At 69.7% G+C, this 19,525-nt stretch carries 37 protein-coding genes and 1 tRNA gene; 6 read left to right on the top strand and 32 right to left on the bottom strand.

Annotated elements, in window-relative coordinates:
- Positions 1-78 precede the first annotated feature (78 nt).
- The 8 genes from CTZ28_RS12645 to CTZ28_RS12615 form a co-directional block, all read right to left on the bottom strand.
- Complete coding sequence (locus CTZ28_RS12645; RefSeq protein WP_259471571.1) at positions 79-1,425, bottom strand: phage terminase large subunit family protein; 1,347 nt, start codon at positions 1,423-1,425, stop codon at positions 79-81.
- Between the two features lie 7 nt (positions 1,426-1,432).
- On the bottom strand, positions 1,433-1,606 hold the full coding sequence (locus CTZ28_RS46975) for a hypothetical protein (protein WP_183154368.1): 174 nt from the start codon (positions 1,604-1,606) through the stop codon (positions 1,433-1,435).
- Entirely contained in the window at positions 1,603-2,028 is a 426-nt protein-coding gene (locus CTZ28_RS12640) for a hypothetical protein (RefSeq protein WP_121889437.1), read from the bottom strand. The genes CTZ28_RS46975 and CTZ28_RS12640 overlap by 4 nt, the downstream gene beginning before the upstream one ends.
- 140 nt (positions 2,029-2,168) lie before the next feature.
- Complete coding sequence (locus tag CTZ28_RS12635; protein WP_121889436.1) at positions 2,169-2,354, bottom strand: hypothetical protein; 186 nt, start codon at positions 2,352-2,354, stop codon at positions 2,169-2,171.
- Positions 2,355-2,451: 97 nt separating this feature from the next.
- The gene (locus CTZ28_RS12630; protein ID WP_121889435.1) at positions 2,452-2,892 is read right to left on the bottom strand and encodes a hypothetical protein; all 441 of its coding nucleotides are present in this window, start codon (positions 2,890-2,892) and stop codon (positions 2,452-2,454) included.
- A 629-nt stretch (positions 2,893-3,521) separates the two neighbouring features.
- On the bottom strand, positions 3,522-4,046 hold the full coding sequence (locus CTZ28_RS12620; RefSeq protein WP_121889433.1) for a hypothetical protein: 525 nt from the start codon (positions 4,044-4,046) through the stop codon (positions 3,522-3,524).
- 9 nt (positions 4,047-4,055) lie between these two features.
- Positions 4,056-4,211, bottom strand: a complete 156-nt coding sequence (locus CTZ28_RS46970; protein ID WP_183154367.1) for a hypothetical protein — start codon at positions 4,209-4,211, stop codon at positions 4,056-4,058.
- On the bottom strand, positions 4,211-4,699 hold the full coding sequence (locus CTZ28_RS12615; RefSeq protein ID WP_121889432.1) for a hypothetical protein: 489 nt from the start codon (positions 4,697-4,699) through the stop codon (positions 4,211-4,213). The genes CTZ28_RS46970 and CTZ28_RS12615 overlap by 1 nt, the downstream gene beginning before the upstream one ends.
- 159 nt (positions 4,700-4,858) lie before the next feature.
- Here CTZ28_RS12615 and CTZ28_RS12610 point away from each other — a divergent pair, with 159 nt between their 5' ends.
- Positions 4,859-5,140: a hypothetical protein gene (locus CTZ28_RS12610; RefSeq protein WP_121889431.1), complete on the top strand. Its 282-nt coding sequence runs from the start codon at positions 4,859-4,861 to the stop codon at positions 5,138-5,140.
- Positions 5,141-5,208: 68 nt separating this feature from the next.
- Here CTZ28_RS12610 and CTZ28_RS46965 read toward each other — a convergent pair whose 3' ends face one another.
- The 24 genes from CTZ28_RS46965 to CTZ28_RS12495 form a co-directional block, all read right to left on the bottom strand.
- Positions 5,209-5,382, bottom strand: coding sequence for a hypothetical protein (locus CTZ28_RS46965; RefSeq protein ID WP_183154366.1), 174 nt, complete (start codon positions 5,380-5,382; stop codon positions 5,209-5,211).
- 289 nt (positions 5,383-5,671) lie between these two features.
- On the bottom strand, positions 5,672-6,241 hold the full coding sequence (locus tag CTZ28_RS12605; RefSeq protein WP_121889430.1) for a hypothetical protein: 570 nt from the start codon (positions 6,239-6,241) through the stop codon (positions 5,672-5,674).
- On the bottom strand, positions 6,238-6,456 hold the full coding sequence (locus CTZ28_RS12600) for a hypothetical protein (RefSeq protein WP_121889429.1): 219 nt from the start codon (positions 6,454-6,456) through the stop codon (positions 6,238-6,240). Before CTZ28_RS12600 ends, CTZ28_RS12605 begins: the two co-directional genes overlap by 4 nt.
- Positions 6,453-6,800 (bottom strand): hypothetical protein, encoded by a 348-nt coding sequence (locus CTZ28_RS12595; RefSeq protein ID WP_121889428.1) that lies wholly within the window; start codon positions 6,798-6,800, stop codon positions 6,453-6,455. The genes CTZ28_RS12600 and CTZ28_RS12595 overlap by 4 nt, the downstream gene beginning before the upstream one ends.
- Before the next feature lie 97 nt (positions 6,801-6,897).
- Positions 6,898-7,509, bottom strand: a complete 612-nt coding sequence (locus CTZ28_RS12590) for a WhiB family transcriptional regulator (RefSeq protein ID WP_121889427.1) — start codon at positions 7,507-7,509, stop codon at positions 6,898-6,900.
- Between the two features lie 47 nt (positions 7,510-7,556).
- A complete protein-coding gene (locus tag CTZ28_RS12585) occupies positions 7,557-7,763 on the bottom strand; it encodes a hypothetical protein (protein WP_121889426.1) in 207 nt (68 codons plus the stop codon).
- A complete protein-coding gene (locus tag CTZ28_RS12580; protein ID WP_121889425.1) occupies positions 7,760-8,596 on the bottom strand; it encodes a hypothetical protein in 837 nt (278 codons plus the stop codon). Before CTZ28_RS12580 ends, CTZ28_RS12585 begins: the two co-directional genes overlap by 4 nt.
- A gap of 93 nt (positions 8,597-8,689) precedes the next feature.
- Entirely contained in the window at positions 8,690-9,127 is a 438-nt protein-coding gene (locus CTZ28_RS12575) for a hypothetical protein (protein WP_121889424.1), read from the bottom strand.
- Positions 9,128-9,247: 120 nt separating this feature from the next.
- Complete coding sequence (locus CTZ28_RS12570; RefSeq protein ID WP_121889423.1) at positions 9,248-9,502, bottom strand: hypothetical protein; 255 nt, start codon at positions 9,500-9,502, stop codon at positions 9,248-9,250.
- Positions 9,499-9,948, bottom strand: coding sequence for a hypothetical protein (locus CTZ28_RS12565; RefSeq protein ID WP_121889422.1), 450 nt, complete (start codon positions 9,946-9,948; stop codon positions 9,499-9,501). The genes CTZ28_RS12570 and CTZ28_RS12565 overlap by 4 nt, the downstream gene beginning before the upstream one ends.
- Entirely contained in the window at positions 9,948-10,184 is a 237-nt protein-coding gene (locus CTZ28_RS46595; protein WP_147481142.1) for a hypothetical protein, read from the bottom strand. Before CTZ28_RS46595 ends, CTZ28_RS12565 begins: the two co-directional genes overlap by 1 nt.
- Positions 10,185-10,360: 176 nt before the next feature.
- Complete coding sequence (locus CTZ28_RS12555; RefSeq protein ID WP_121889420.1) at positions 10,361-10,762, bottom strand: helix-turn-helix domain-containing protein; 402 nt, start codon at positions 10,760-10,762, stop codon at positions 10,361-10,363.
- The gene (locus CTZ28_RS12550) at positions 10,759-11,307 is read right to left on the bottom strand and encodes a RusA family crossover junction endodeoxyribonuclease (protein ID WP_121889419.1); all 549 of its coding nucleotides are present in this window, start codon (positions 11,305-11,307) and stop codon (positions 10,759-10,761) included. The genes CTZ28_RS12555 and CTZ28_RS12550 overlap by 4 nt, the downstream gene beginning before the upstream one ends.
- Positions 11,304-11,579, bottom strand: coding sequence for a hypothetical protein (locus CTZ28_RS12545; protein WP_121889418.1), 276 nt, complete (start codon positions 11,577-11,579; stop codon positions 11,304-11,306). The genes CTZ28_RS12550 and CTZ28_RS12545 overlap by 4 nt, the downstream gene beginning before the upstream one ends.
- Entirely contained in the window at positions 11,576-11,944 is a 369-nt protein-coding gene (locus CTZ28_RS12540; protein WP_147481141.1) for a hypothetical protein, read from the bottom strand. Before CTZ28_RS12540 ends, CTZ28_RS12545 begins: the two co-directional genes overlap by 4 nt.
- Entirely contained in the window at positions 11,941-12,870 is a 930-nt protein-coding gene (locus CTZ28_RS12535) for a hypothetical protein (RefSeq protein ID WP_121889416.1), read from the bottom strand. Before CTZ28_RS12535 ends, CTZ28_RS12540 begins: the two co-directional genes overlap by 4 nt.
- Positions 12,867-13,757 (bottom strand): PD-(D/E)XK nuclease-like domain-containing protein, encoded by an 891-nt coding sequence (locus CTZ28_RS12530; protein WP_121889415.1) that lies wholly within the window; start codon positions 13,755-13,757, stop codon positions 12,867-12,869. Before CTZ28_RS12530 ends, CTZ28_RS12535 begins: the two co-directional genes overlap by 4 nt.
- Complete coding sequence (locus tag CTZ28_RS12525) at positions 13,757-14,005, bottom strand: hypothetical protein (RefSeq protein WP_121889414.1); 249 nt, start codon at positions 14,003-14,005, stop codon at positions 13,757-13,759. Before CTZ28_RS12525 ends, CTZ28_RS12530 begins: the two co-directional genes overlap by 1 nt.
- Positions 14,002-14,469: a hypothetical protein gene (locus tag CTZ28_RS46960; RefSeq protein ID WP_183154365.1), complete on the bottom strand. Its 468-nt coding sequence runs from the start codon at positions 14,467-14,469 to the stop codon at positions 14,002-14,004. The genes CTZ28_RS12525 and CTZ28_RS46960 overlap by 4 nt, the downstream gene beginning before the upstream one ends.
- Positions 14,466-14,915: a hypothetical protein gene (locus CTZ28_RS12515; RefSeq protein WP_121889413.1), complete on the bottom strand. Its 450-nt coding sequence runs from the start codon at positions 14,913-14,915 to the stop codon at positions 14,466-14,468. Before CTZ28_RS12515 ends, CTZ28_RS46960 begins: the two co-directional genes overlap by 4 nt.
- Positions 14,916-15,021: 106 nt before the next feature.
- Positions 15,022-15,639, bottom strand: a complete 618-nt coding sequence (locus tag CTZ28_RS12510) for a hypothetical protein (protein WP_121889412.1) — start codon at positions 15,637-15,639, stop codon at positions 15,022-15,024.
- Positions 15,636-15,974, bottom strand: a complete 339-nt coding sequence (locus CTZ28_RS12505) for a hypothetical protein (RefSeq protein WP_121889411.1) — start codon at positions 15,972-15,974, stop codon at positions 15,636-15,638. Before CTZ28_RS12505 ends, CTZ28_RS12510 begins: the two co-directional genes overlap by 4 nt.
- Before the next feature lie 93 nt (positions 15,975-16,067).
- The gene (locus tag CTZ28_RS12500; protein ID WP_121889410.1) at positions 16,068-16,310 is read right to left on the bottom strand and encodes a MerR family transcriptional regulator; all 243 of its coding nucleotides are present in this window, start codon (positions 16,308-16,310) and stop codon (positions 16,068-16,070) included.
- A complete protein-coding gene (locus CTZ28_RS12495) occupies positions 16,294-16,608 on the bottom strand; it encodes an XRE family transcriptional regulator (RefSeq protein WP_121889409.1) in 315 nt (104 codons plus the stop codon). The genes CTZ28_RS12500 and CTZ28_RS12495 overlap by 17 nt, the downstream gene beginning before the upstream one ends.
- 274 nt (positions 16,609-16,882) lie before the next feature.
- Here CTZ28_RS12495 and CTZ28_RS12490 point away from each other — a divergent pair, with 274 nt between their 5' ends.
- The 5 genes from CTZ28_RS12490 to CTZ28_RS46955 all read left to right on the top strand — a co-directional run bounded on the left by CTZ28_RS12490 (position 16,883) and on the right by CTZ28_RS46955 (position 19,443).
- Complete coding sequence (locus CTZ28_RS12490; RefSeq protein ID WP_121889408.1) at positions 16,883-17,263, top strand: XRE family transcriptional regulator; 381 nt, start codon at positions 16,883-16,885, stop codon at positions 17,261-17,263.
- A gap of 224 nt (positions 17,264-17,487) precedes the next feature.
- Entirely contained in the window at positions 17,488-17,742 is a 255-nt protein-coding gene (locus tag CTZ28_RS12485; RefSeq protein WP_121889407.1) for a hypothetical protein, read from the top strand.
- On the top strand, positions 17,732-17,959 hold the full coding sequence (locus tag CTZ28_RS12480; protein WP_121889406.1) for a hypothetical protein: 228 nt from the start codon (positions 17,732-17,734) through the stop codon (positions 17,957-17,959). The genes CTZ28_RS12485 and CTZ28_RS12480 overlap by 11 nt, the downstream gene beginning before the upstream one ends.
- Positions 17,949-19,244, top strand: coding sequence for a tyrosine-type recombinase/integrase (locus CTZ28_RS12475; protein ID WP_259471570.1), 1,296 nt, complete (start codon positions 17,949-17,951; stop codon positions 19,242-19,244). The genes CTZ28_RS12480 and CTZ28_RS12475 overlap by 11 nt, the downstream gene beginning before the upstream one ends.
- Before the next feature lie 109 nt (positions 19,245-19,353).
- Positions 19,354-19,443 (top strand) — tRNA-OTHER (locus tag CTZ28_RS46955).
- The last annotated feature ends 82 nt before the right edge of the window (positions 19,444-19,525 follow it).

Genomic DNA, 19,525 nt, shown 5'->3' with positions numbered 1-19,525 from the left:
GGAGGCTGTCAAGGCTGAGGGCGCGTGTCTCGGCGGCTCGGCGTAGCGCTCGGTTCCGGTACTGGCTCAAGGGTCCTCCTATGCGACCGCGGCCGAGTTGCCCGCGGGCGCGAGCATGAGAGCAGTGAGGGCCCACACCATGGCGTCAAGCCGGTCCGGGCTGTCCTGCCCCGGGACCCACGTGACCAACTGGGTCTCCAGTTCGGGCAGGCTGGTGACGATGTGCGCGGCGTTCTGCGAGAACACGGCCGCCACCGGTTCGGCGCGGGTGGCCTTGCCGCGGGTGGCGGTCACGGTGTCGTAGTTCACCGTGCGGTCGATCTGCCGCAGCGTCGTGCCGATCCAGTCGCCGCCGTTGTTCGTCTCGGCGATCACCACATCGGCCTTCCAGGCGTGGTACGCCTCGGCTGCCTTCCGCATGCACTCCTCGGGCGACATGCGCCCGGACAGGTCGTCGAGCACGTAGGCGTGCTGCCGGACGAACCCGTTGCGGTCGGGGATGTATGCCTGGCCGAGGCCGGCCACGATGATGCCCATCTCGTCGGACTCGTCGCCGTCGGTCGCGGCCGGGTCGATGGCGACGACGATGCGCACGAGTGGCGGGGCCGCGCCGACACGCGTCCGGTCCAGGACCAGGCGCTTCCACAGGGCGCCCTCGATGTCCTTCAGCAGCTCGCCGTCCAGCTCCTGAGCCTCGGTAGCAGTGCCAGCGTGGCGGCGGATCAGTTTGTCGCGCTGCTCCTGTGGCAGGTGGATCGCGTCCCGGGTGCGGCCCTTGGTCACGATGACGTCGGACCGCTCGGTGAGTTCGATGATCTCGGTTCGCGGCTTCGGCGTGGTGCTGCCGATGTAGTGCGGGTTGGATCCGATGCGCAGGCCCATCTCGCTGTGCGTGATGGCGTCCTTCAACCGGCGCTGCGCGGCGACCTCTTCCATCCACACGAGGCACCGGTTACCGCCGGCCCGGAGCCGTTCCACGTCGTCCGGGGTGTGCGCGCCGAACAGTTTCGCCTCGGCCCCGCTCGGCCACCTCGCGAAGGTGCCGCCAGCCGTCGTCCTGAGCACCACGCGCGGGTCGTGCGCCTTCAGCCCGGACGGCCCGTTCACGCACGCCTCGACGGCGTCTCCCTGCGTCGGCGCGATGATTGCCATGCGGTGCCCGCCCTTCAACCGCGGGTCACAGGGTGGCCCGTTGACGTGCGCGACCATGTAGCGGGCGCAGCCGTCCGTCTTGCCCGTGCCACGGCCACCAAGCTGGAGCCACCAGCCGAGCGTCTCGATCGCCGGGGGCGGAACCTGCCACGGGTACGGCTTCCAGCGGCCCCACCGCTTCGCCCACAGGCGCGCCGCCAGCTCCTGTTCGAGCAGCTCAAGTTCGGCCGGGGACATCCCGACCATCGCTGCGTCGAGGGCGGCGGCGTGCACTGCGGGGCTACTCCCATTCGAAGTACGGGCTGTCGGGGCCGCCGGTCTCTCGGCGGTGGATCATGCGGGCGTTGTGGTCCTTGACCAGCTGGCACGTGATGGACGGGTTCCGGGGAAACGCAGACGGGCACGTATCGATCGGATCGGCGGGCGCCGACTCTTCGGGGATGGGCTCGGTCATGTCTCCTCCAGCTGCGCGATCTCGTCAGCGAGGGCTTTGATACGGGTGGTCATCTCGTCGGTGACGGTGACGTTGGCCTTCACGGGGGCATAGAGCCCGAGCAGCTTCGCCTCGTGGTCCATGGCCTTGACGATCGCCTCGGCGGCCTTGGAGGCGTTCATGCCCCCGGCGAACACCTGCGGCATCAGACCGTCGATCACCTGCTTGCATGTCGCCAGCTGCTCGCCGACGTACGCGCCGAAGCTGTCGGCGGCTTCCTGGTGGAGTCGGGTCCGGCCGCGTTTCCACGCCTCGTACGTGTTCTTGACGTCGGCGCCGATCCGCTCGGCGATCTCGCGGAACTCCAGCCGCTCGCGGGTGCGGAGCAGCATCACCTCGTCCTCGCGCTGCCGCGCGATGTCCGCGTTCTTCTTGGTCGCCACTCCGTCACCTCCCTGACGGGGACGGTACGGATTTCGGGCGCGGCCGGATCTTGGGGGCTGCAATTCGCCAGGCATGACGAGGCCCCCACCGCTTCAGTCGGTGGGGGCTTGGCCGCGCGCCTCTGGTGCAGGATCTTCTGTCAGATGGTCCGTCGTGCGCGAAGGCGCCTTACGTCACGCACGAGTGCGTAGAGGGCGATGAGGAAGGCCGCACTGCAAATTCCGATCACGGCAACCGACGCTCCGGAGCTGATGAACATGGTGAGCACCATGGTGCTGGCCAGGACACCGAAGGCCGAGATCAGGGTGCTGATGAGGTCAGTCATGCCGACATCATCACTCGCGGCCTTCTGCCAGTGGAAGTGATTCAAGCGGGTTGTCCTAGAGGCGAGGAGTCGCTGGTTGCTGTCGTGGGAGCCCGGTTCAGCAGGCGTCGTACTTCCAGGTGCCGCCCTCCCGCGCCCACGGCTGCGACTCCTGGTCGAACTTGGGCAGCCCCTCCACCTTGTACGTGACGCGGGCGAGATCGCCGGACACGTCCGCCTGCACATCCGTCGCAGGGTGTCCGGCGCCGTAGTCGGTGTGCGCCTGCCTCACGGTGGCGGCGAACAGTTCCTCGGTCACCTTCCCCGCGCAGCGCTTCGACAGCACGCCGTACGCCGTCTTGGCGTCGCCCTTGAAGTAAGCCTCGGTGTAGTCCCGCACGGTCAGTTCCAGTGCCCCTGTCTCGGCCGGGGTGGGCGTGGTGGTCTTGGCTGGCGCGGGATCGGTCGGGCTACTGGCCTTGTCGTCGCTCGACGAGCAGGCGGTGAGCGCGAGGAGCGCGGCGGCGGTGGCAAGCGTGATGGTGGCGCGAGTGCGCATGTGTCCCCCCTGGACAGTGCGGTCGGTGGGGGCATCGTGACACAGCGGGCATGGAGCGGGCCCCGCCGCTGGGAATTTCGACGGGGCCCGTTCAGCGTCACAGCCAGAGACGCGGATAGATGTGGACGACTGTAGGGGGTGGGGCTGACGGTGGTCAGTGCCCGCAGTGGGGCTTGGTCCACCAGCCGCACTCGGCACAGTACTCGTACAGGCGGGTGAGGAGTTGGAGGATCACCGGTCGGTCACCTCCTCCCGCACTGGGTGCACGATGCACATAACCCCGTTCGGGTCGGTGACCCCTCTCGCCTTCGCACGCCTACGACCAGCGGCTTCAGCAGATTCGGGGGCAACCTCTCTCGGTGGGGGAGTGGCGGATGTATCGGACATCTGCCATGCGCCGATCGCCCACACCACCGGCAGCAGGTAGATCCCGCCGGGTACCCGCTGGAGCAGCAGGCTGTAGAAGACGGCGGCAAGCACGGATGCGACGAAGCGGCGCAGGATCACGCCGAGTCGGACGATCCCGGGACGGTCGGCGTGCGTCTTCCCGGACAACCAGCGCGCCCACGCCTCCAGTTGCCGCCACGTCCCGAGGCACAGTCGGCGGCCCACAACGGCCGCGCGCGCCCTCACCACAGCCCCATGAACCAGTCGCCGGCCATCGAGACCGTGGGGGCGACGACGAGACCCACGAGGCCGGCCACGCTCTTTGCGAGCCCGAGGCTGATCCCGGCCAGGGTCTGGCGGACGAAGTCCCACCGGAAGCCCCGGCGGGACGCCACGGCGATGAGCACGATCGTGGCGAGGATGACGACCGCGTGGCCGCCAGGGGTGAGGGCGAGCTGGGATGCGCGGGTGACGTCTGGGGAGGTGCCGCCGACGCCGTACACGAGGACGACTTCGCCCACTGTGTTGGAGCCCCACAGGGACCAGTCGGCGGCGGCACCGATGATGCCTCCGGCGCAGAGGATGAGCAGGGCTCCGTAGGCGTCGCACGCCAGGATGGGAGCGAGCTTCTTGAGGGCCTTGAGGTGGAATCGCTTCTTGGGGTGGTCGGCCCACCAGCGGGATGCGTCCCACAGGAACAGGCCGAGCCCGACCACGACGCCGCCGAGGGTGACGATGCCGTAGACGGGGATGTGCAGCGGTGGCATTACGGGTCCTCAGCGGAGTACCGCCACGGCGAGCGCGGCGCAGGTGAGCACGAAGGCGGCCGTCCCGGTGATCGGGGGGACGGTGCGGAGGTCGACCAGGGCGAGCAGGACGAGTCCGCCGGCCATGGCCAGAGCGAAGAACGCGAGGGCAGCGACGGCGGTCATCACGCGTCTCCGTGGCTCGCCGTGGTGGCGCGGTCGTGGCGCGCGTCGGTCGGCATGCGGCTGATCCATGCGGCGCGGCGCGCGGCGGCGGCGATGCGGATGGCGCGCTCCAGTGGCGCGGGCAGGCGGCCGGTGCGCCGGTCGATGAGGACGTTCAGGTCCTGGATCAGTTGAGAGTCCAGTTCGTGGACGAGCCACGGCCGCACCTTGTTTCCGCTGCTCAGGGTGAGTGGCGCGCGCTCAGGGCGGTCCGGCTCGGTGGCGGCGCGCGCCGGTGTCTCGGTGCGCGGCGCGTCCGGCCCGGTGGACAGCGCGTCCGGCTCGACGGTGGGCGGCTCGGTGGCTCGGAGGTCGCGCGCCACGGCGTCCTTGCTGATGCCCAACTGGCGTCCGATGGCGCGGTTGGAGTGGCCGGCGTCGTGCAGTTGGCGCACGGTGGCGCGCCGCTGTTCAAGGTCGGTGTGCGGGGTAGGCTGCGCGTCAGCCATGGGAGGTCACGTCTCCTGTGGTCAGCCCCCGGTTGCCGCCGGGGGCGTCTTCGTTTGTGAGGCATCATCGTGTCGGGTAGCCGACACCTGATGGCGTTGAGGGTAGCCGACACGTGGTCGGGTGTGCAGACCTACGCTCCGGCGGGGAGGTGACCGGGTATGGCCGAGGAGAGAGACGAGGCGCGCGCCGAGGCGGATCGGGTGCTCGCGGCGGTTCGTGCTGCGCTTCGCGGGCTGGAGGCGATCCCGGATGCTGTGGTGCGGGCGCGGGCGGCCGGTCTGGTGCTGCGGGAGTGGGCGGGCGAGAAGACGCTGCCGAAGGAGATCCGTCAGCAGGCGGTCGACACCCTGCACGAGGGCGGGATGGACTTCCCGGAGATCGGTGAGGCGATCGGTACGGATCGGTCGCGGGCGTGGCGGATCTGGAAGGGTATGAGCTGACGCAGCGACACCCCGTCGTCCGGGTCGACGACGGGGTGTCTGGGCGGCTCGCCCGCCAAGTCGGCGTGCTATTGCTCGCGGATGTAGTCGAGGATCATCATCCCTGCCGTGAACACCGTTACGGCGCCGACGGTTCCCACGCCGGACGCCTCATAGAACGTGAGGTCGCCCACATGACTGGCGTAAACGCCCACCGCAAAACCGACAAGCGCGGCAATGAGGGTCAGCAGGGTGACGTGCATCGCTCGTGAAAGCTGCCCCGAGCCGCCTGGCGGCTGTGTACCTTGCACCAAAGGGTCCTGTCTCTGCGTATTGGACTCACACGACTCGACAGGGGTTCGCCGGTTGCCGTAGGAAGCCCGGTGGGCCTCTGTCGAGTAGCTGAATTCTGGCGAGCCACACCGACAAAATCCCAATGGAACCGAGCGTTTGTGGTGTTGCTCACCATTGACCCGTTCGTGTCATGTCTCAGGTGCTTCTGCCGCCACAAGGTCTTTCATCTCGAATGTTTCAACGACGCCGCAGGTCCTCCTACGCCGTTGGACGTAGACCCGTTCGGCCCAATTGGCGTCCATCGTCGGCGGCGTGCTTGGCCTTCCCCGTCCGCACCCGCGCGGTGTCGGCATCCCGCATCTCGGTCTCAGCCTGGTCCACGAGCAGCCGCGACTCGTCCGGGGCGAGCGCGAGGCCGCGCTGCACGCGGGAGAAGAGCACGCGCAGACTGTCTCGGCGGGCGGTGCGCTGCGCGTCCTCGTCGGCGGCCGGGGCCGCGCGCAGCGGTTCGTCGAACCTCGGGTACACCGCCACGGCGTCGGGCCAGCTGTGGCCGAGGTCGTCGGTGTGGTCGGTGACGGTGAGGTGCCCGGCGGCGCGGATGCATTCGCCCGGTGGGTAGTTGGGCCCGCGGTAGGCCGCGCTGCACGTCGTCGCGGGCGTCGTCGCGTCGTCGGTGGCGACGACGGGGCGTCCATGGACGACGGCGACGCCCGGCGACGGGGTGACGGCGGCCGGGGACAGGGCGTCGGCGATGCGTCGGACCTGCGTCGTCAACTGCTCGGCGGCGCGGACGACGGCCCGCGCGTCGGTGCTGGGCTGGCTCACCGCTTCACACCGCCCATCGCGATGTTCATCGCGCCGAGCAGCCACGCGAGCGCCACTTGCTCGGCCGCGGTCGGCGACCATCCGCGCTTCTCCATGTCGGCGCGCATGCCGTCGGCGGTGTCGAAGACGGGAGCCAACTGCTCGCGCATGGCGAGGAGTCCGTTCGTCAGCTCGTGCCGGCGCTTGTCCAGCTCGGCCGGGTTGGGGGTGGTCATGCGGTGGTGTCCTTCCTGGTGCAGTGCTCGGGGTCGTGCTGCGCGCCGGTGGTTGCCCACCAGGTCTCGCAGCAGGCGGTAGCGAGGGCGATGGCCACGGCGTCATCGATGGCCGGCCGGGTGTCGGGTGGGCGTGCGGCGCGTTCGAGGCGCAGCAGCGCGGCGCGCAGCTCGTCGCGGTGGTAGGCGTGGTGGACGACGCCGAGCGCGAACAGCACCGTGCACGTGGTGAACAGGGCGGTGTATCCAGCCTGGCCGTGCTGCTGGCTGGCGACGGCGCAGCGCAGGAGCGCGATGGAAGCCACGGTGTACAGGACGCAGAGGGCTGCGGTGAAGTGCTTCAAGGCTTCCTCCAGGGCATGTGGGACCAGTGGGCGAGGGGCAGGCCGGCGGTGGTGACGACGAGCAGCACGTAGGCGACGATGGCGATCACGGCGGGGCTCACGCGGCCCGTTGGAACGTCTGTGCGTCCGCTGGAGCGCCCGGCGCCGTATCGGTGGACTTCCGGACGCCTCGGCCGCCACGCGCCCGCTGTGGGCTCTTCCGGCCGCGCGCACGGTCCGCCGCCGACCGCTTCGCCTGCGCCCCCTTGCACTCGTCGCAGGCGGGCTCCCCCAGCACGCGGTGCAGGTGGTAGCCACGCGAGGAACCGCCGGCCTCGTGCTCGACGGCCAACCGCGCCCGACGCTCGGCTTCAACGTGCGCGTCGTGCGCCGCGGTGCACTCGTCACACGGCTGCTCCCGGTACCCGAAGTGCGCCCGATACGCGGCCTCCGAGCCGCACACGAGCCGCAGCTGGCCGTGCTCGTCGAACCGCCACGGCCGACCGTCACGGAAGCTGCGCCGGTCCGCGGCCGTGGTGCCGCCCCACACGCCGTGCGCCTGCCGGGTCTCGATGGCGTACGCGGCGCAGGGGGTCCGCAGGGGGCAGGTCTGGCACTGGCGTACGGCGGCGGCGCGTTCGCGGGCCTGGTCGCTGAAGAACGGCTCGTGGTCGAGGCGGCAGGGCAGGCCGGGGGTGCGGATCATCAGGTCGTGCAGGGTGCTGGTCATGGGTACCCCCGGGGGTTGGTCGTGGGGCGGTTGGTCTGCGGTGCTGGTCAGGCGTCGTCGGGTCGCGGCTTGCCGCAGCAGGTCTCGCGGTCGGCGTAGTGGTTCTCGCGGCAGGTGGGGCAGCGCCACATGAACCCGGCGCGGAGGGCGACTCGGATGAGGGCGTTGATCTCGCTGCCGGTCTCGGCGGCGGCGAGGAGGAGGGTGATGGCTCGGGCTCGGGCGTCGCGGTTCGTGGGGTCGGGCGTGGTCATGCGCTGTGCCTTTCGTGGTGGGTGGCTGGCTCACAGCGGGCGTGCATGGTGCGGTCGGGTCGCTGAGGGTCGGGCATGATCCGGCGGTTGCAGCCGGGGCAGATGCGCCACGTGGTGTGGTCGTCGGGGTTGGGTTCGTGGGACTCGTCCTGATCACCGGAGCGCCCAACCACCTGAGGTTTGAAAGAGACCTCAGCCCCGTCTTGGGAACCCCATGGGTAACCCCCTGGGGTGTTCGGGGGGCGGTCCCCCGAACCGTTCAGGGGGCGGTCCCCCGAACTCATTCGGGGGGCGGTCCCCCGTTCTTCCTCGGCCGTACCGTCGGTAAGTTCGGGGGTCGGTCCCCCGTTCTCTGATCCTTCGAGTTCGGGGGACCGCCCCCCGTTCTCCTCGGCCCACGGAGCCGCCTTCCGCTCGGCCTCCCGCTTCTGCCGAGCCTCCTCACGGGACGCCTTGACGCCTTCGAGGTAGGCCACTGCGGCGGGCCAGTTCGGGACGGGGGCGAGGACGATGGCGTACAGCGCGGTACGGCCCCGGCGGCGTTCACCCCGGACGACGACAACACCGGCCCGTACAGCGGCTTCCAGCCGGTCGCGAGCGTCTTTCTCGTCGGCGCCGGCCGCCTTCGCAATGTCCTGGATCCGGATGGGCTTGCCGTCGCTGAAGCGGAGTTCACCGGCGGCGTTGGACATGGCACGCAGGGCGTAGAGCAGCGTGAGCAGGCCGGGTTTCAGAGCCCGCGGCATGCTGCGGGCCCATCGCCACGCGAGCGCGTTGCCGAAGGCGTTCGGCACGCTGCCCGGGGTGCGGGCGTCCTGCTCGTCTGTGCTCAACTCACTGCTTCTCTCGTGATGTTGCGGAACCGATCCGGCAAGATCCGGTCGGCCCGGGGCGCCCGCTGTACAGCCGCCCCGGACGGCGAGCGGCTAGCGAACGAACTCGTCCCGGCGGGCCTGCTCACGGCGCCGCTTGTGCTCCTTCAGCTCGTCCTCGGTCGGCTTGCTCGCGACCAGCCCGGCAAGCTGGCCATCCGGGTGGATCGGGTCCTTGCCGACCTCGTCGAACGTGCCGTCGATCTGCCGGCCGCGGTACATGGCGTGGCGGGCCTCGATGAGGGACTTGGCGTCCTCGTCGGTGCGTGCGACCTCGCAGCCGGTGACCCGGACCTTCACCTGCGGGTCCTTGTCCTCGCCTTCGGCGTGGCCGGTGTAGCTCTTCGAGGTGAGTTCGACGATGGCGTACAGGACGCTGCCGGGCTTCTCGAAGAGCCCGCGGCGCTGCTCGCGGGTCATCGTGGCTTCGATGGCGGCGGCAGCCGAGTCCAACTTGACCTCAGGGACGTCGGCGGGGCTGAGCTTGGGCATGTGCTGCGCCTCTCTCGTGTGTGGTGCTGGGCTGGGGTCCGGTCCCGCCGTGGGGGCCGGCGGGACCGGGGGACGGCCGCGGGCGTCGGGGCACCCGGAGCGCGGCCGTCGGGGTGGTGGTCAGTGGAGGTGCCCGCGGGCTCGATAGGCCGCGGCTGCTTCGGCGGCCTGGATCGCGAGCGCGTCTTCGGCGCAGACCTTGTGCGCTGGCTTCCGCTTCGAGTCGCGCAGGTGGGTCGGGAACCCGCAGTAGCGGCACGGGAGTTCGCGGCTGGACCAGTGCAGGTCTCGGTCACTCCAGTCGAGGAGGGTCCCCGGGACGTACTCGGTCTCGTCCTTCTCCGGCGGGGCACGCCGCCGTCGGCGGCCGGTCACGCCGACTGCCCGAAGATGGCGAAGTACAGGGAGTCCAGCTGCTTCTCGCGCGCTCGGTCATCCCGGTCCGCGTGGTGCCCCGGCTTCACGCAGTGGTCGCGCCCACAGGACGGCAGGGCATATCCCCACGGGTCCTGACCGTGCGCGATACGGAACGCGATCCGGTACGCGGTGTGGAAGCGCCCTCCGTGCTTCAGGCCAGGAGTGCCCTCCTCCGTCCGGTAGCCGGTCCACTCCATGTGGCCGTCGGCGGTGGGCTTGACGCGCTTCCAGAACAGGTCTTCGGCGCTTGCCGCGGGTTTCCGGCCGGGCTTGGCCTTGGGCAGGCCGAGTTGAGCACGGGCCGGTGCGACGGTCTTCTTCGGGTCGACGTTGAGCTGGCGGGCAATGGCCCGGTCGGAGAGCCCGGCTCGGAGCAGCTCGGCGACGTCGGCGCGTACATTCATCAGGCCACCCCCGCGAAGAGACCCAGCTGCACGGGGGCGGTCACGGTTGGAACCGACACGGTGCCCGGCCGGTGGCAGAAGCACGTGCAGATCTCGCGGCAAGGCGCCCCGGCGAGCCACACCCAGGCGAGGTTGTTCGTCCCGTACATGTCCCGCCGCCCGTTGCGTCCCGCCGGGGCGCGGTGCTCGTACGGCTCACGGAACAGCGCGGCACGACCGGTGTAGGTCTGGATCACGGTTTCTCGGACCGGGTGCCCGTCGTGCTGGCACGCTCCGTGCTGGCTCCTCTGGCACTCCACGGACGGCGGCCTCTGGCAGGCGCAGTCAGTGAAGGGGCCGGGGAGAAATTGGTAGTGGCGCAGCCATGACGGCGGCCACACGTGCTCGCGAACCCAGGTGGCCTGTTCGGGTGTCACCGGTCCACCGCCTCGTAGATGAGCGGGTCTTCGGCGCGCCACCGGCTGACGGTGCGCCGCGCGATCCCGACCCTGCCTGCGATCTCCCGTGTGCTGTGGCCGGCGACCGTCATGCGGTAGCAGGCGAGCCGGGCTTCCGCGCGGCTCAGCACGGGGTAGGGACGGAGGCCGTGAACGACGCGCTGCACGGCTTCCTCGTCGATCTCGCTGTGGCGGGGACGGCGAACGCGCGGCCGGTACGAGCGGGCCGGGTTGGCGAAACGTTCCAGGCGGGCCGCGGCGCGTCGCCAGCTGCGGGCCTGGCCGCGATGGGGCTCGGCATCCGCTGCGGTGTGCAGCATCCTGGCGAAGCGGCGCGCCGTGTCGATGCTGGCGAGGGAGACAGTGATCTCGATCATCCGCTCACCGCCTCATCGAACGGCCACACGCGGATCGCACAGCCCGGCATGGACAGCACGTCCGGCACGTCTGTGCCCGCGTAGAACTTGCCGAGCCGGGCGTAGCCGACCACGCGGGCGTCGTCCGCCCACACGATCCCCTTCAGGGCGTCCTCGGTGGACCGGAGGATCTTCGACAGGTCCGGCATTCCGTGCGGCCGGGCAGGTGCCGAGTCGCGCAGCAGGTGAGCGTTCCGGCCGGTCCGGTAGTGGCCCTTCGGGCGGGCGAACGTGAACACCATCGAGGCGACCAACGGGCCGTCGAGCGGCGTCCAGTCGGCGAGGCCGGCCACGGCGTCGAGGGCGGCCTGTTTGACGTCCTGCCGCCAGGGCTTGACCTTCTTCGAGGACTCGATCATGACGCCGTTGCCGACGTGCCGCTTCGAGCCCTGTGGGGCGGGCAGGCCGTAGACGGTGAAGGAGATCCCGGGTGCGGGGGCGGGCCGGGGCCCGGCCGCCGTGGTGGCGGCCGGAACCTCCGGGGCGAACAGAGTCGGCGCGGTCACTCGGCGCCGCCCGTGGTTGGGGTGCTGGTGAGCGGGTCGTGCAGGGTGCGCGTGCGGCACGTCCAGCAGACGCGGCCCCCGGTACGCAGGAAGGCGTGCAGCGTGGTCCGCTCCTCGGCCGGGCAGTACGCGAGGTCGTTGACCATCGCCTCGGTGGGCCGCATGAGGACGACCAGAGGCACGGTCTCCTCGGCACGACGCGGGCGGCGGGTGGCGCGGCGGTGGCCGGTGCCGGGTTGTACGACCTGACGGAGGCGGGTGAGCGGGTTCACAGGAGCGCCTCCTGTTCTTCCGCGCGGGCAAGGTCGTCTGCCTCGGCGTAGTCCTCCTTGAGGTCGATCCCGGCGCGCTCCAACTCGAAGGCGAGATCGGAGAGGGAGTAGTCGTCGCCGCGCTGGTTGGCGACAACCAGCCGGCCGACGGTGGAGCGCAGCGCGACGCGGTCGGTCTCCGCGTTCAGGAGCCGCGCGACGATCGGTGGGACGGCCAGTAGCACGTGCCGCGCGTTCCGGTCGGCGACGCGGTTCGCGATGCGCGCCGCCTTCACGGTGTCGGCGACCAGTTCCGGGGCGGCCGGGGTGGCGGCGCCGAGTACGGAGCGGAGTCCGGCGAGTTCCTCGCGGGTCATGGGGATCATGCGCTCGCCCCCGATCCGGGATGCCGGGTCGACGACCACGGCCGGGCGCCCTCGGCGGGCGCCTGCTCCTCGCGCGGGGCCTGCTGCTGGCCGGCCTGCTCCTCGTGCTGCTGCCGGATCTCGCCGAAGGTCACGCGCTGCTGCGGGAACTCCTCTTCGATCGTGGCCTCACCGCGGCGGATCGACTCGAAGATGATGTGGAGCTGGCCGAGGTCGAGGTTCGTCCACTTCCCCGACGGACGCCCGGCCCGGTTCTCTTCGAGCTGTTCGACGGTGACGCCGATGCCCTCGAAGGCGGCGATGGCCTCGGCCGCGCGCTGCGCGACCGGTGTGTCTCCCTGCCCGTTGTCAACGGTGTGCTGCGCGATCGACTTCGCCTGCTCCCGGAACCAGTCGGGGAGCACCGAGAAGATCATCTCCCGCAGGCGGCGGGCGCCGTTGTTCGAGTTGTTCTCGTAGACGTCCCGCGGGTCCTCCAGCCGCGTGCTCCCGTCGGTCTTGGTCCACCGGGAGTGCGGCACGATGAATGTCGTCGAGGCGCGCTCGTTGGTCTCCAGGTCCCACGCCCACGCCTGCATCTCGGATTCACCCGCGGCGTCATCGCGGCGCAGCTCGTGCACGCCGTAGTGGATGTTCGTCCAGCAGCGGGCGAGTTCCTTGGCGAACTGGATCGTCTCGCCTGACACCCGCGACGTACCGCGGTTGAAACGGAAGAACGAGCGGACGGCGAGGTTGTGCTGTGCGAATGCCGTCTGCATCTTCATGATGGCGAGGGCCTCGACGCGGGGGAACTGGCGGGCGACGATGACGGCGGCCTGGACCTCGGCGACCGCGCGAGACTGCTCAACCGCGGTGCCCTGCCCGACGAACGTCGGAGCGGGCGCAGCCGGGGCGGCGAACTGCTGCTCTGCAACGGGGTAGTTCACAGGTACTCCTGGGTGTCGCGGATCTCAGCCCACGGAGGCAGGGAGAGGTGCTCGATGTCGTCGCTGTAGCCGGGCCAGTAGCCCGTGCGGGAGCACTCGGCGAAGACTTCGAGCGCACGGCGGTTGCGGGCGGCCCCGATGCGGCGGGAGGCCGCGTTCACCTCGACGACCGTGATCACGTACGGTGCGGTCTTCTCCTGGCAGACGAACACGAACGCGGCGTCGGCGTCGGCGATCCCAAGCGCGTGGCAGGCGGACCGGTACCAGTCGTCTTGCTGGTGGTAGCCGTACTCGTCGATGTCCTTCTGGAGCTTTTCGGGGTTCGCCGAGCGGCACGTCTTGTAGTCCGGGATGATCAGCCGCCCCGAGCGAGGGTTGGGCAGCCAGTCGAGGCGGGCTCGCCGCGTGACGCTCGTCTTGTCGTCGCGCCAGAACAGGGACTGCTCGGGGGTGCCGTGCTCGGGGTCGAAGAGGAGAGAGGCGACGGGGTGGCGGCGCAGGGCGTCGGCCATCGCGTGCACCTGGTCCCACTCGGACGGCTTGAGCGGGATGTTCCCGCCCGCACGGATCCCTGCGACCTCAGCCTTGACCGCGTTGGTCCGCCACTCCTCAGCGTCCACCCGCACGAGGGCCGGGCCCTGGCCGAGCACGAGCTTGTGCGCGGCGTTGCCGAGGTCGAAGACCTTCTTCGGCGGCTGCGGGTGGTCCTGCTCGTACCGGAAGTGCGCCGGGCTGGACGGGGCGAGGAGCTTACGGGCGCCGCTGGAGGAGAGGGCGTACCGGTGGGAGTGGTACGTCTCGTTGTCCATGTCGTAGATGCCGGGCTCGGTGATGGGGGCCGGGCCGGCGGCCGGGGCGAGTGCCCCGGCCTGCACGACGGTCGTCATCAGGCGGTCGCTCCCTTCGACTTCGGCTTCCACACGCCGGCAGCCTCGGCCCACGCGCGGTGGTCCAGGAGCGGCATGCCGCCCTCGTCGGCGGAGTGGTCGTTGAGCGCGGTGGCTGCGGCGAGGGCGAGGGTGGAGTGGGCCTGCGCCGCGGCGAGGATGGCGGCCACGTCCGTGCCTTCCTGGTGGCCGTCGCGGACCTCGCGGAGCAGCTGCTCTGCGCGGGTGTAGTGCTCGGGGCCGGTCATACGCGGCCGTCCTTCCTGTGGAGCGTGTAGAAACGGCGCGGGGTGCCGTCGCCGTGGATGTCGAGGTAGCCGTCACGGTGCAGATCGGCCAGGTAGCGGCGGGCGGCCATGCGGAGGACATGCGTGCCGAGGAGTCGGCGCCACGTGCACCTGATGCGGCTGGTCGTCCACTCGCCGCCCTCCGTCTGGATCGCCTCCAGCAGGGACTTCCGGGTGCCGCGCCGTGGGTGGGCAGGGCTGGGGTCGCTGCCGAGCCGGTAGAAGCGGCGCCCGCAGTGCTCGTCCGGTACGAGGTATGCGCGCCGGGCCAGATCCCGCAGGTCGCGGCGCGCGGTGTTCCTACCGGTCGTGGACCACTCGCCTGACTTGGCGTAGATGTTCAGGGCTCGTTTGGTGGTGACCGGTCCGCCGAAGTTCCGGAGAACGGCGAGCAGGTACGTGCGGCGGGTGGTCGCCTGCGTCATCGGGGTCCGCCCTTCCGCTTGAGCGTGTAGTAGCGGCCGTCGGCGGCGCCGTGCTGCGCAAGGTGCCCCCGCCGGGTCAGCTCGATCAGGTCGCGGTCAGCGGTGCCCCGCTGGACGGGGCCGCCGGTCGCGCGCCGGATCTGCTGGACGCTGGACGAGGACCACTTGCCGCCGTGGGTGCGGATGGTGTCGAGCAGCTGCGCGAGGCGGTGTTCGCGGGCGGTGAGCTTGTCGGGGGTGGCGTCGGCCGCGGTTCGGCTGCTCTTCCCCTCGACCTCGTCCGCGAGGCGACGCAGATAGGCGGCCTTGTCCCGGACCGCCGCGCCTTGCAGCCCGGTCTCGTGGTCAAGGAAGCCGTGGCGTTCCTTCTCCTCGGCCTCTTCGCTCGCCTGCGCCTGCTCGATCAAGTCGGCAGCCTCACGGAAGGCGTCGGCGCGGGCGCTCATCGGCGGCCCCGCTTCCAGCGAGCCAGCAGCGACGGGGCGTCGGCCGCGCAGTACACCAGGAAGACAGCCCAGACGACCGCGGCCCAGAGAAGCCCTTCCAGGAAGCTCATTCGTCGGCCCCCTCGTCGTACTCGGAGGCGATCTCCAGCGACGTCACCACGTAGCCGGTGGTGGACTCCTCGTTCTGACCGGCGACGATCGTCAGCTCAGCGACGCCGTCCTCTTCGTCCTCGATCCAGTCGAAGGCGAGGTTGGTCCCCGTCAGCCACGAGCGCCGCTCCTCGGCCTCGCAGTGCTTCCGGGCCTCGGCGTCCGTGGTGTAGTGGCCCATCACGATCAAGTCGTGCTGCGCCCGGAACACCGTGAGCGTGGGCGCCTCGGCGTCGTCCGTGACATGGGCTTGCGTCGGCGCGATCCGCCGCGTGATCCCATCCACCGGAACCAGCGCAGCCACTGTCGGGCACGGCCACGGCTCGGCGTCGTGCTGGCAGTGCTCCGAGTCCGGGAACTTCGCGTGCACGGCACGCGCGGCCTCAACCTGCTTCGCCAGCTCGGCGAGCTTCGACCGTAGGCGCTCCAACTCCTGCGCCGTCTCCGGCGACATCAGCAACTGCGCCGACTCCAACGCGAACGCGGCCTGCGAGGCGAGGTCGTACGCATCCCCGTGCAGCCACGCCGCATCGATGACCTTCTTCGCCGCGAGAGCGAGGGACGAGATCGTCATGCCGCCACCGCCGAAGCGAGCAGGTCCATGGCGTACACACGGATCGACGCGCCGAAGGCCGGCGCTTCGAAGTACAGCTCGACGTCCGCGCCGATGCTGCGGGAGTGGACGAGCGACGAGCCCGCGCCCAGGGCCTCACGCCACGCCTCCAGCTCGGCGAACGAGCACGCCTGGATGCTGACCTCGTTCGGGTAGTGCCGACTGAAGGTGACGTACGCGCCCTCGAACTGCGGGAAGTGCTGGGCGAGCTGGGTGACCGCACGGAACGCGACGAGCTGGCCGCCGAACTTCGTTCCCTTGGGGCTGATGATCGGTTCGATAGTCTCGGTGGTCACGGTGACCTCTGCTTTCTCTGTGGTGGAGGCGCCGAGTCGTGGGGTCGCCGGGCCTGGCAGTCGGGCGGCCCTTCGGCGCGTTTAAGGGGTGGATCAGGCGGTGACGAGCTGGTCGTGCTCAGCCATCCACGCCTCGACCGCAGACAGGTCGAAGCGGCGGACTTCCTTCTGCTGCTGGCCGGTCGTCTTCAGGCGCTTGACCGGCATGCCGCCCTTGATCCACTGGAGGACGGTCCAGTCAGAGACGCCGTAGTACGTCTCCAGCTGGCGTTGGGTCAGGAGCGGGCGAAGGCCGGCGGGGAGGGCCTCGACGCGCCGGTCACTCTTCTTCGGCATCGGACCTTGACCTTTCTACTGTCGAAGTTGAAGCTGAGGGCATGGCGAAGAGGTCCTGGAGGGGTGTCACGACCTCCTGGTGCAGCGCTTCGGTGATGAGCCAGGCCGTGCGCAGCTCGCACGGGGTGCGTGCCGTCTTGCCGCGCCCCGCGACTCGGCCCACGGTCGCCGCGCTCACGCCCTTCCCGACCGGATCCACTTGCCGCGTCGCCTCGGCGAGTTGGGGGATGGAGAGGCCGGCGCGGGCCATGGCGTCTCTGAGCGGTTTTCCGTCGAGCTTGCGGTGCAGCTTGGGCATGCGTGGGACCTCGTGCCGTTGTGGCTGGTTTGCCTCAGGTGGGGCGTTACGACATTTCTACAGTTGAAGTAGAAGTGGAGTCAAGGGTCATGCCGAGTCGTTCCGAGACTCGCCGAGATTCGGAGGTCGGATGCGATCTTCGAACATGCGTTCTATCCTGGTGGCATATGACCTCTGCAACGGCGTGTAGTGGGGAGACTGCGCGCCGCCAAGTTCACGCCGCACCTTCTACTTTTACTTGCGGAAAGTAGAAGGTGGCGGGCAGTCTTGCCCTGTGGAGAACCCTGAACACCCCGCCGGTGAGGCGACCGAGACCTTCGCGCAGGCGCTGACCGCCCTCAAGGGCGAGTACGGCGTCAGCGACAGCGAGGTCGCGCGTCGTCTGTCAGCGCACGGAGTGCAGGTGTCCGTCGCCGCGGTTAACACCTGGGTGCACGGCAAGCGCATCCCTCGGGCCGCCACCATCCGGGCGCTCGCCGAACTCTTCCCGAAGTTCACGGCAAAGCGGCTCCTGGAGGCGGCCGGAAGAAGGGCGCCCGCCCCGCTTTCGGCTGACGTGCGGGAAGAGACCCTCAGGGTCATGGACCGGATGACCGAGGAGCAACAGCGGATGCTGTTGATCCAGGCCAGGGCTGTGGCGGACAGCAACGAGTAGCGTCGCTGGCGCATCGTCAGAAGCTCGTATGCAACCTTACGTAGGGTCCGCAAGTCTCCGTTAAACGGATCCAATCACTCCCTGTTAGCTAACACGCACAGAACTCGCACAGAGTGGTCGCGTATTCACCCAACAGGGGGTACGGTCGAGCACGCTGCTGACGTTCTCCCCCGTTGGCGAGCACTGACCACCCGTGTACCTCGTGCATCCCGGGGGAGATATCCATGTGCATCCGCGTCCGCTTCGCTCCGCGCGACCAGCTTGAGCCCTGGGACGCCGAACAGCAGATCATCGCCATTCCTGACGAGCTGAGCGCCACAACCCTCTACACGCTGCGCGCCGTCCGCGCCGTACTTCGTCAACTCGGCATCGATCAGGAGCCGTTCGGTGCACGCTGCTGGTGCGGGGATGAGATCGAGCTGTTCCCCGCGATCCCACAGCAGCGAAGGAGTGACGAGGTGATCCACCTTGGCGCTTGAACCCGAGCAGATTCCCAGCCGCACGTGCGGCTGCCCGGACTGCATCATCGACTACCCGCCGCACCTCTACGGCGACCGGCCGCCCCAGGGCGTATGCCACGGCATGTGGCAGGTCCGCTGGCGTGACGCCGACAGGAGGCAGCGGCTGAAGAACCTTCCCACGCTCGCTGACGCACGCGGCTTCCTCGCGGACGTGAGGAGGCGCAGTGCCGCGTAGAGCGACCAACAACCCCCGCCAACTCCGCTCGAAGTCCTGCGGCTGCCAGCTGTGCATGGAGGCATACCCGCCCGAGCAGCACGGCGACCGCAGGAAGCGGCGCGACTGCACCGGCAGCTGGCAGGCACGCTACCGCGACGCCAACGGCGACCAGAAAGCGAAGAACTTTCCGAAGAAGAAGGAGGCTGACGCCTTCCTGGACGCGGTCCGCGGTGCCGTCCGGCAGGGCACCTACCTGGACCCCAAGCGCGGCAACATCGCCCTGGAGAAGTGGTGGGAGGAGTGGTGGCCGGCCAACGAGCCCAAGCGGCCGACGACCCGGAACCGGAAGCTGTCCGCTTGGACGGTGCACATCCGGCCCAAGTGGGGAAAGCGCAAGCTCAACTCCCTCACCTACCTAGAGCTTCAGACCTGGGTGGCGCAGGAGCTGAAGGGGCACGCCACGCAGACGAAGGTGCTGGAACTGCTGAAGATGCTGCTCCGGGACGCCGTCCGCGACCAGCGCATACCCTTCAACCCCGCGGCCGACGTGACCAAGACGGCGTCGCCCCCGGTGAAGCACCCCGACGACCTCACTCCGCCCACCACCGAGCACTACGCCCTCGTGCGTGCGCACCTGCCCGCGTGGTGGCGCCCTGTCGCCGACTTCCTCGAAGACACCGGGCTGCGTTGGGGGGAGATGGCCGGCACCCGCCGGGTCTTCCTCGACCTGGAGGCCGACACGGTCAAGGTGAGGGAAGTGGTCATCGACGACCGCGGCACCCTGCGGCGGCAGGGCATCCCGAAGACGGCGGCCGGCTTCCGCACCGTGCCCTTGACCGCGAGGGCCCGTACCGCGGTGGACACGATGATTGCCCGTCTGGACCCGGCGGCCACGGTGACCGCCGTCGAGGACGGCATGCACGCTGAGGAACTGCTGTTCCGGTCCCCGCTCGGCGGAGAGCGGCGGCGCGTGGGCGGGAAGCTGGTGACTGTGGAAGGCGCCCTGAGCAGGAACAACTTCCGCCGATACTGGATCCCCGCCATCGAGGCGGCAGGGATCGCACGAAAGGTGACCAACCCGGAGACCGGGCGAAAGGAGTGGTGGCCGCGCGTCTCCGACTACCGCGACCGGTTCGCCTCCCGCCTGCACGAGGCCGGCATGTCGGAAGTCGACGTGCAGTACATCCTCGGGCACGAGCGCGGGGGGAAGGTCACATGGATGTATACCCACCGCGGGGATCAGGCTCTCGACAACGCACGTGCGGCACTGAGCGAGGGCCGTCACCTGCGCGCCGTCTCGTGACTCCGCTCGGGGATGAATCCACATCGGATCCACATCACCCACTCGGAACGACTCTGAATCACCCGGAGTCACCGTGTTGGATGGGTCTCACCCCCGCCGACCTGCACTCGGGGCCACTTGGAACGACTCGGCCAGCCTGCTAGTCACTCTACGTGACTTTGCATGGCAGATGTCAGGGGTTCGACTCCCCTAGGCTCCACCTCGCAAGCGCCCTCCGACCTGCGGAAACGCAGGGTTGGGGGGCGCTTTTCGGGTTTCTGCGCGGGGGGTCGGTCGTAGGC

Source organism: Streptomyces shenzhenensis, from assembly GCF_003688995.1.
Lineage (GTDB): Bacteria > Actinomycetota > Actinomycetes > Streptomycetales > Streptomycetaceae > Streptomyces > Streptomyces shenzhenensis_A.
The sequence above is the reverse complement of the archived record's forward strand: the minus strand, read 5'-3'. Positions and strand labels throughout refer to the sequence as shown.

Coding starts and splice junctions, on each gene's coding strand:
- CTZ28_RS12495 (WP_121889409.1), bottom strand. CDS start 16,608: ATGCCCAAGCTGCACCGCAAGCTCGACGGAAAACCGCTCAGAGACGCC.
- CTZ28_RS12630 (WP_121889435.1), bottom strand. CDS start 2,892: ATGCGCACTCGCGCCACCATCACGCTTGCCACCGCCGCCGCGCTCCTC.
- CTZ28_RS12615 (WP_121889432.1), bottom strand. CDS start 4,699: ATGGCTGACGCGCAGCCTACCCCGCACACCGACCTTGAACAGCGGCGC.
- CTZ28_RS46965 (WP_183154366.1), bottom strand. CDS start 5,382: ATGCACGTCACCCTGCTGACCCTCATTGCCGCGCTTGTCGGTTTTGCG.
- CTZ28_RS12555 (WP_121889420.1), bottom strand. CDS start 10,762: ATGATCGAGATCACTGTCTCCCTCGCCAGCATCGACACGGCGCGCCGC.
- CTZ28_RS12635 (WP_121889436.1), bottom strand. CDS start 2,354: ATGACTGACCTCATCAGCACCCTGATCTCGGCCTTCGGTGTCCTGGCC.
- CTZ28_RS46975 (WP_183154368.1), bottom strand. CDS start 1,606: ATGACCGAGCCCATCCCCGAAGAGTCGGCGCCCGCCGATCCGATCGAT.
- CTZ28_RS46970 (WP_183154367.1), bottom strand. CDS start 4,211: ATGACCGCCGTCGCTGCCCTCGCGTTCTTCGCTCTGGCCATGGCCGGC.
- CTZ28_RS12590 (WP_121889427.1), bottom strand. CDS start 7,509: ATGACCAGCACCCTGCACGACCTGATGATCCGCACCCCCGGCCTGCCC.
- CTZ28_RS46960 (WP_183154365.1), bottom strand. CDS start 14,469: ATGACGCAGGCGACCACCCGCCGCACGTACCTGCTCGCCGTTCTCCGG.
- CTZ28_RS12530 (WP_121889415.1), bottom strand. CDS start 13,757: ATGACGACCGTCGTGCAGGCCGGGGCACTCGCCCCGGCCGCCGGCCCG.
- CTZ28_RS12610 (WP_121889431.1), top strand. CDS start 4,859: ATGGCCGAGGAGAGAGACGAGGCGCGCGCCGAGGCGGATCGGGTGCTC.
- CTZ28_RS12565 (WP_121889422.1), bottom strand. CDS start 9,948: ATGAATGTACGCGCCGACGTCGCCGAGCTGCTCCGAGCCGGGCTCTCC.
- CTZ28_RS12620 (WP_121889433.1), bottom strand. CDS start 4,046: ATGCCACCGCTGCACATCCCCGTCTACGGCATCGTCACCCTCGGCGGC.
- CTZ28_RS12540 (WP_147481141.1), bottom strand. CDS start 11,944: ATGATCCCCATGACCCGCGAGGAACTCGCCGGACTCCGCTCCGTACTC.
- CTZ28_RS12515 (WP_121889413.1), bottom strand. CDS start 14,915: ATGAGCGCCCGCGCCGACGCCTTCCGTGAGGCTGCCGACTTGATCGAG.
- CTZ28_RS12500 (WP_121889410.1), bottom strand. CDS start 16,310: ATGCCGAAGAAGAGTGACCGGCGCGTCGAGGCCCTCCCCGCCGGCCTT.
- CTZ28_RS12485 (WP_121889407.1), top strand. CDS start 17,488: ATGTGCATCCGCGTCCGCTTCGCTCCGCGCGACCAGCTTGAGCCCTGG.
- CTZ28_RS12525 (WP_121889414.1), bottom strand. CDS start 14,005: ATGACCGGCCCCGAGCACTACACCCGCGCAGAGCAGCTGCTCCGCGAG.
- CTZ28_RS12585 (WP_121889426.1), bottom strand. CDS start 7,763: ATGACCACGCCCGACCCCACGAACCGCGACGCCCGAGCCCGAGCCATC.
- CTZ28_RS12575 (WP_121889424.1), bottom strand. CDS start 9,127: ATGCCCAAGCTCAGCCCCGCCGACGTCCCTGAGGTCAAGTTGGACTCG.
- CTZ28_RS12510 (WP_121889412.1), bottom strand. CDS start 15,639: ATGACGATCTCGTCCCTCGCTCTCGCGGCGAAGAAGGTCATCGATGCG.
- CTZ28_RS12600 (WP_121889429.1), bottom strand. CDS start 6,456: ATGACCACCCCCAACCCGGCCGAGCTGGACAAGCGCCGGCACGAGCTG.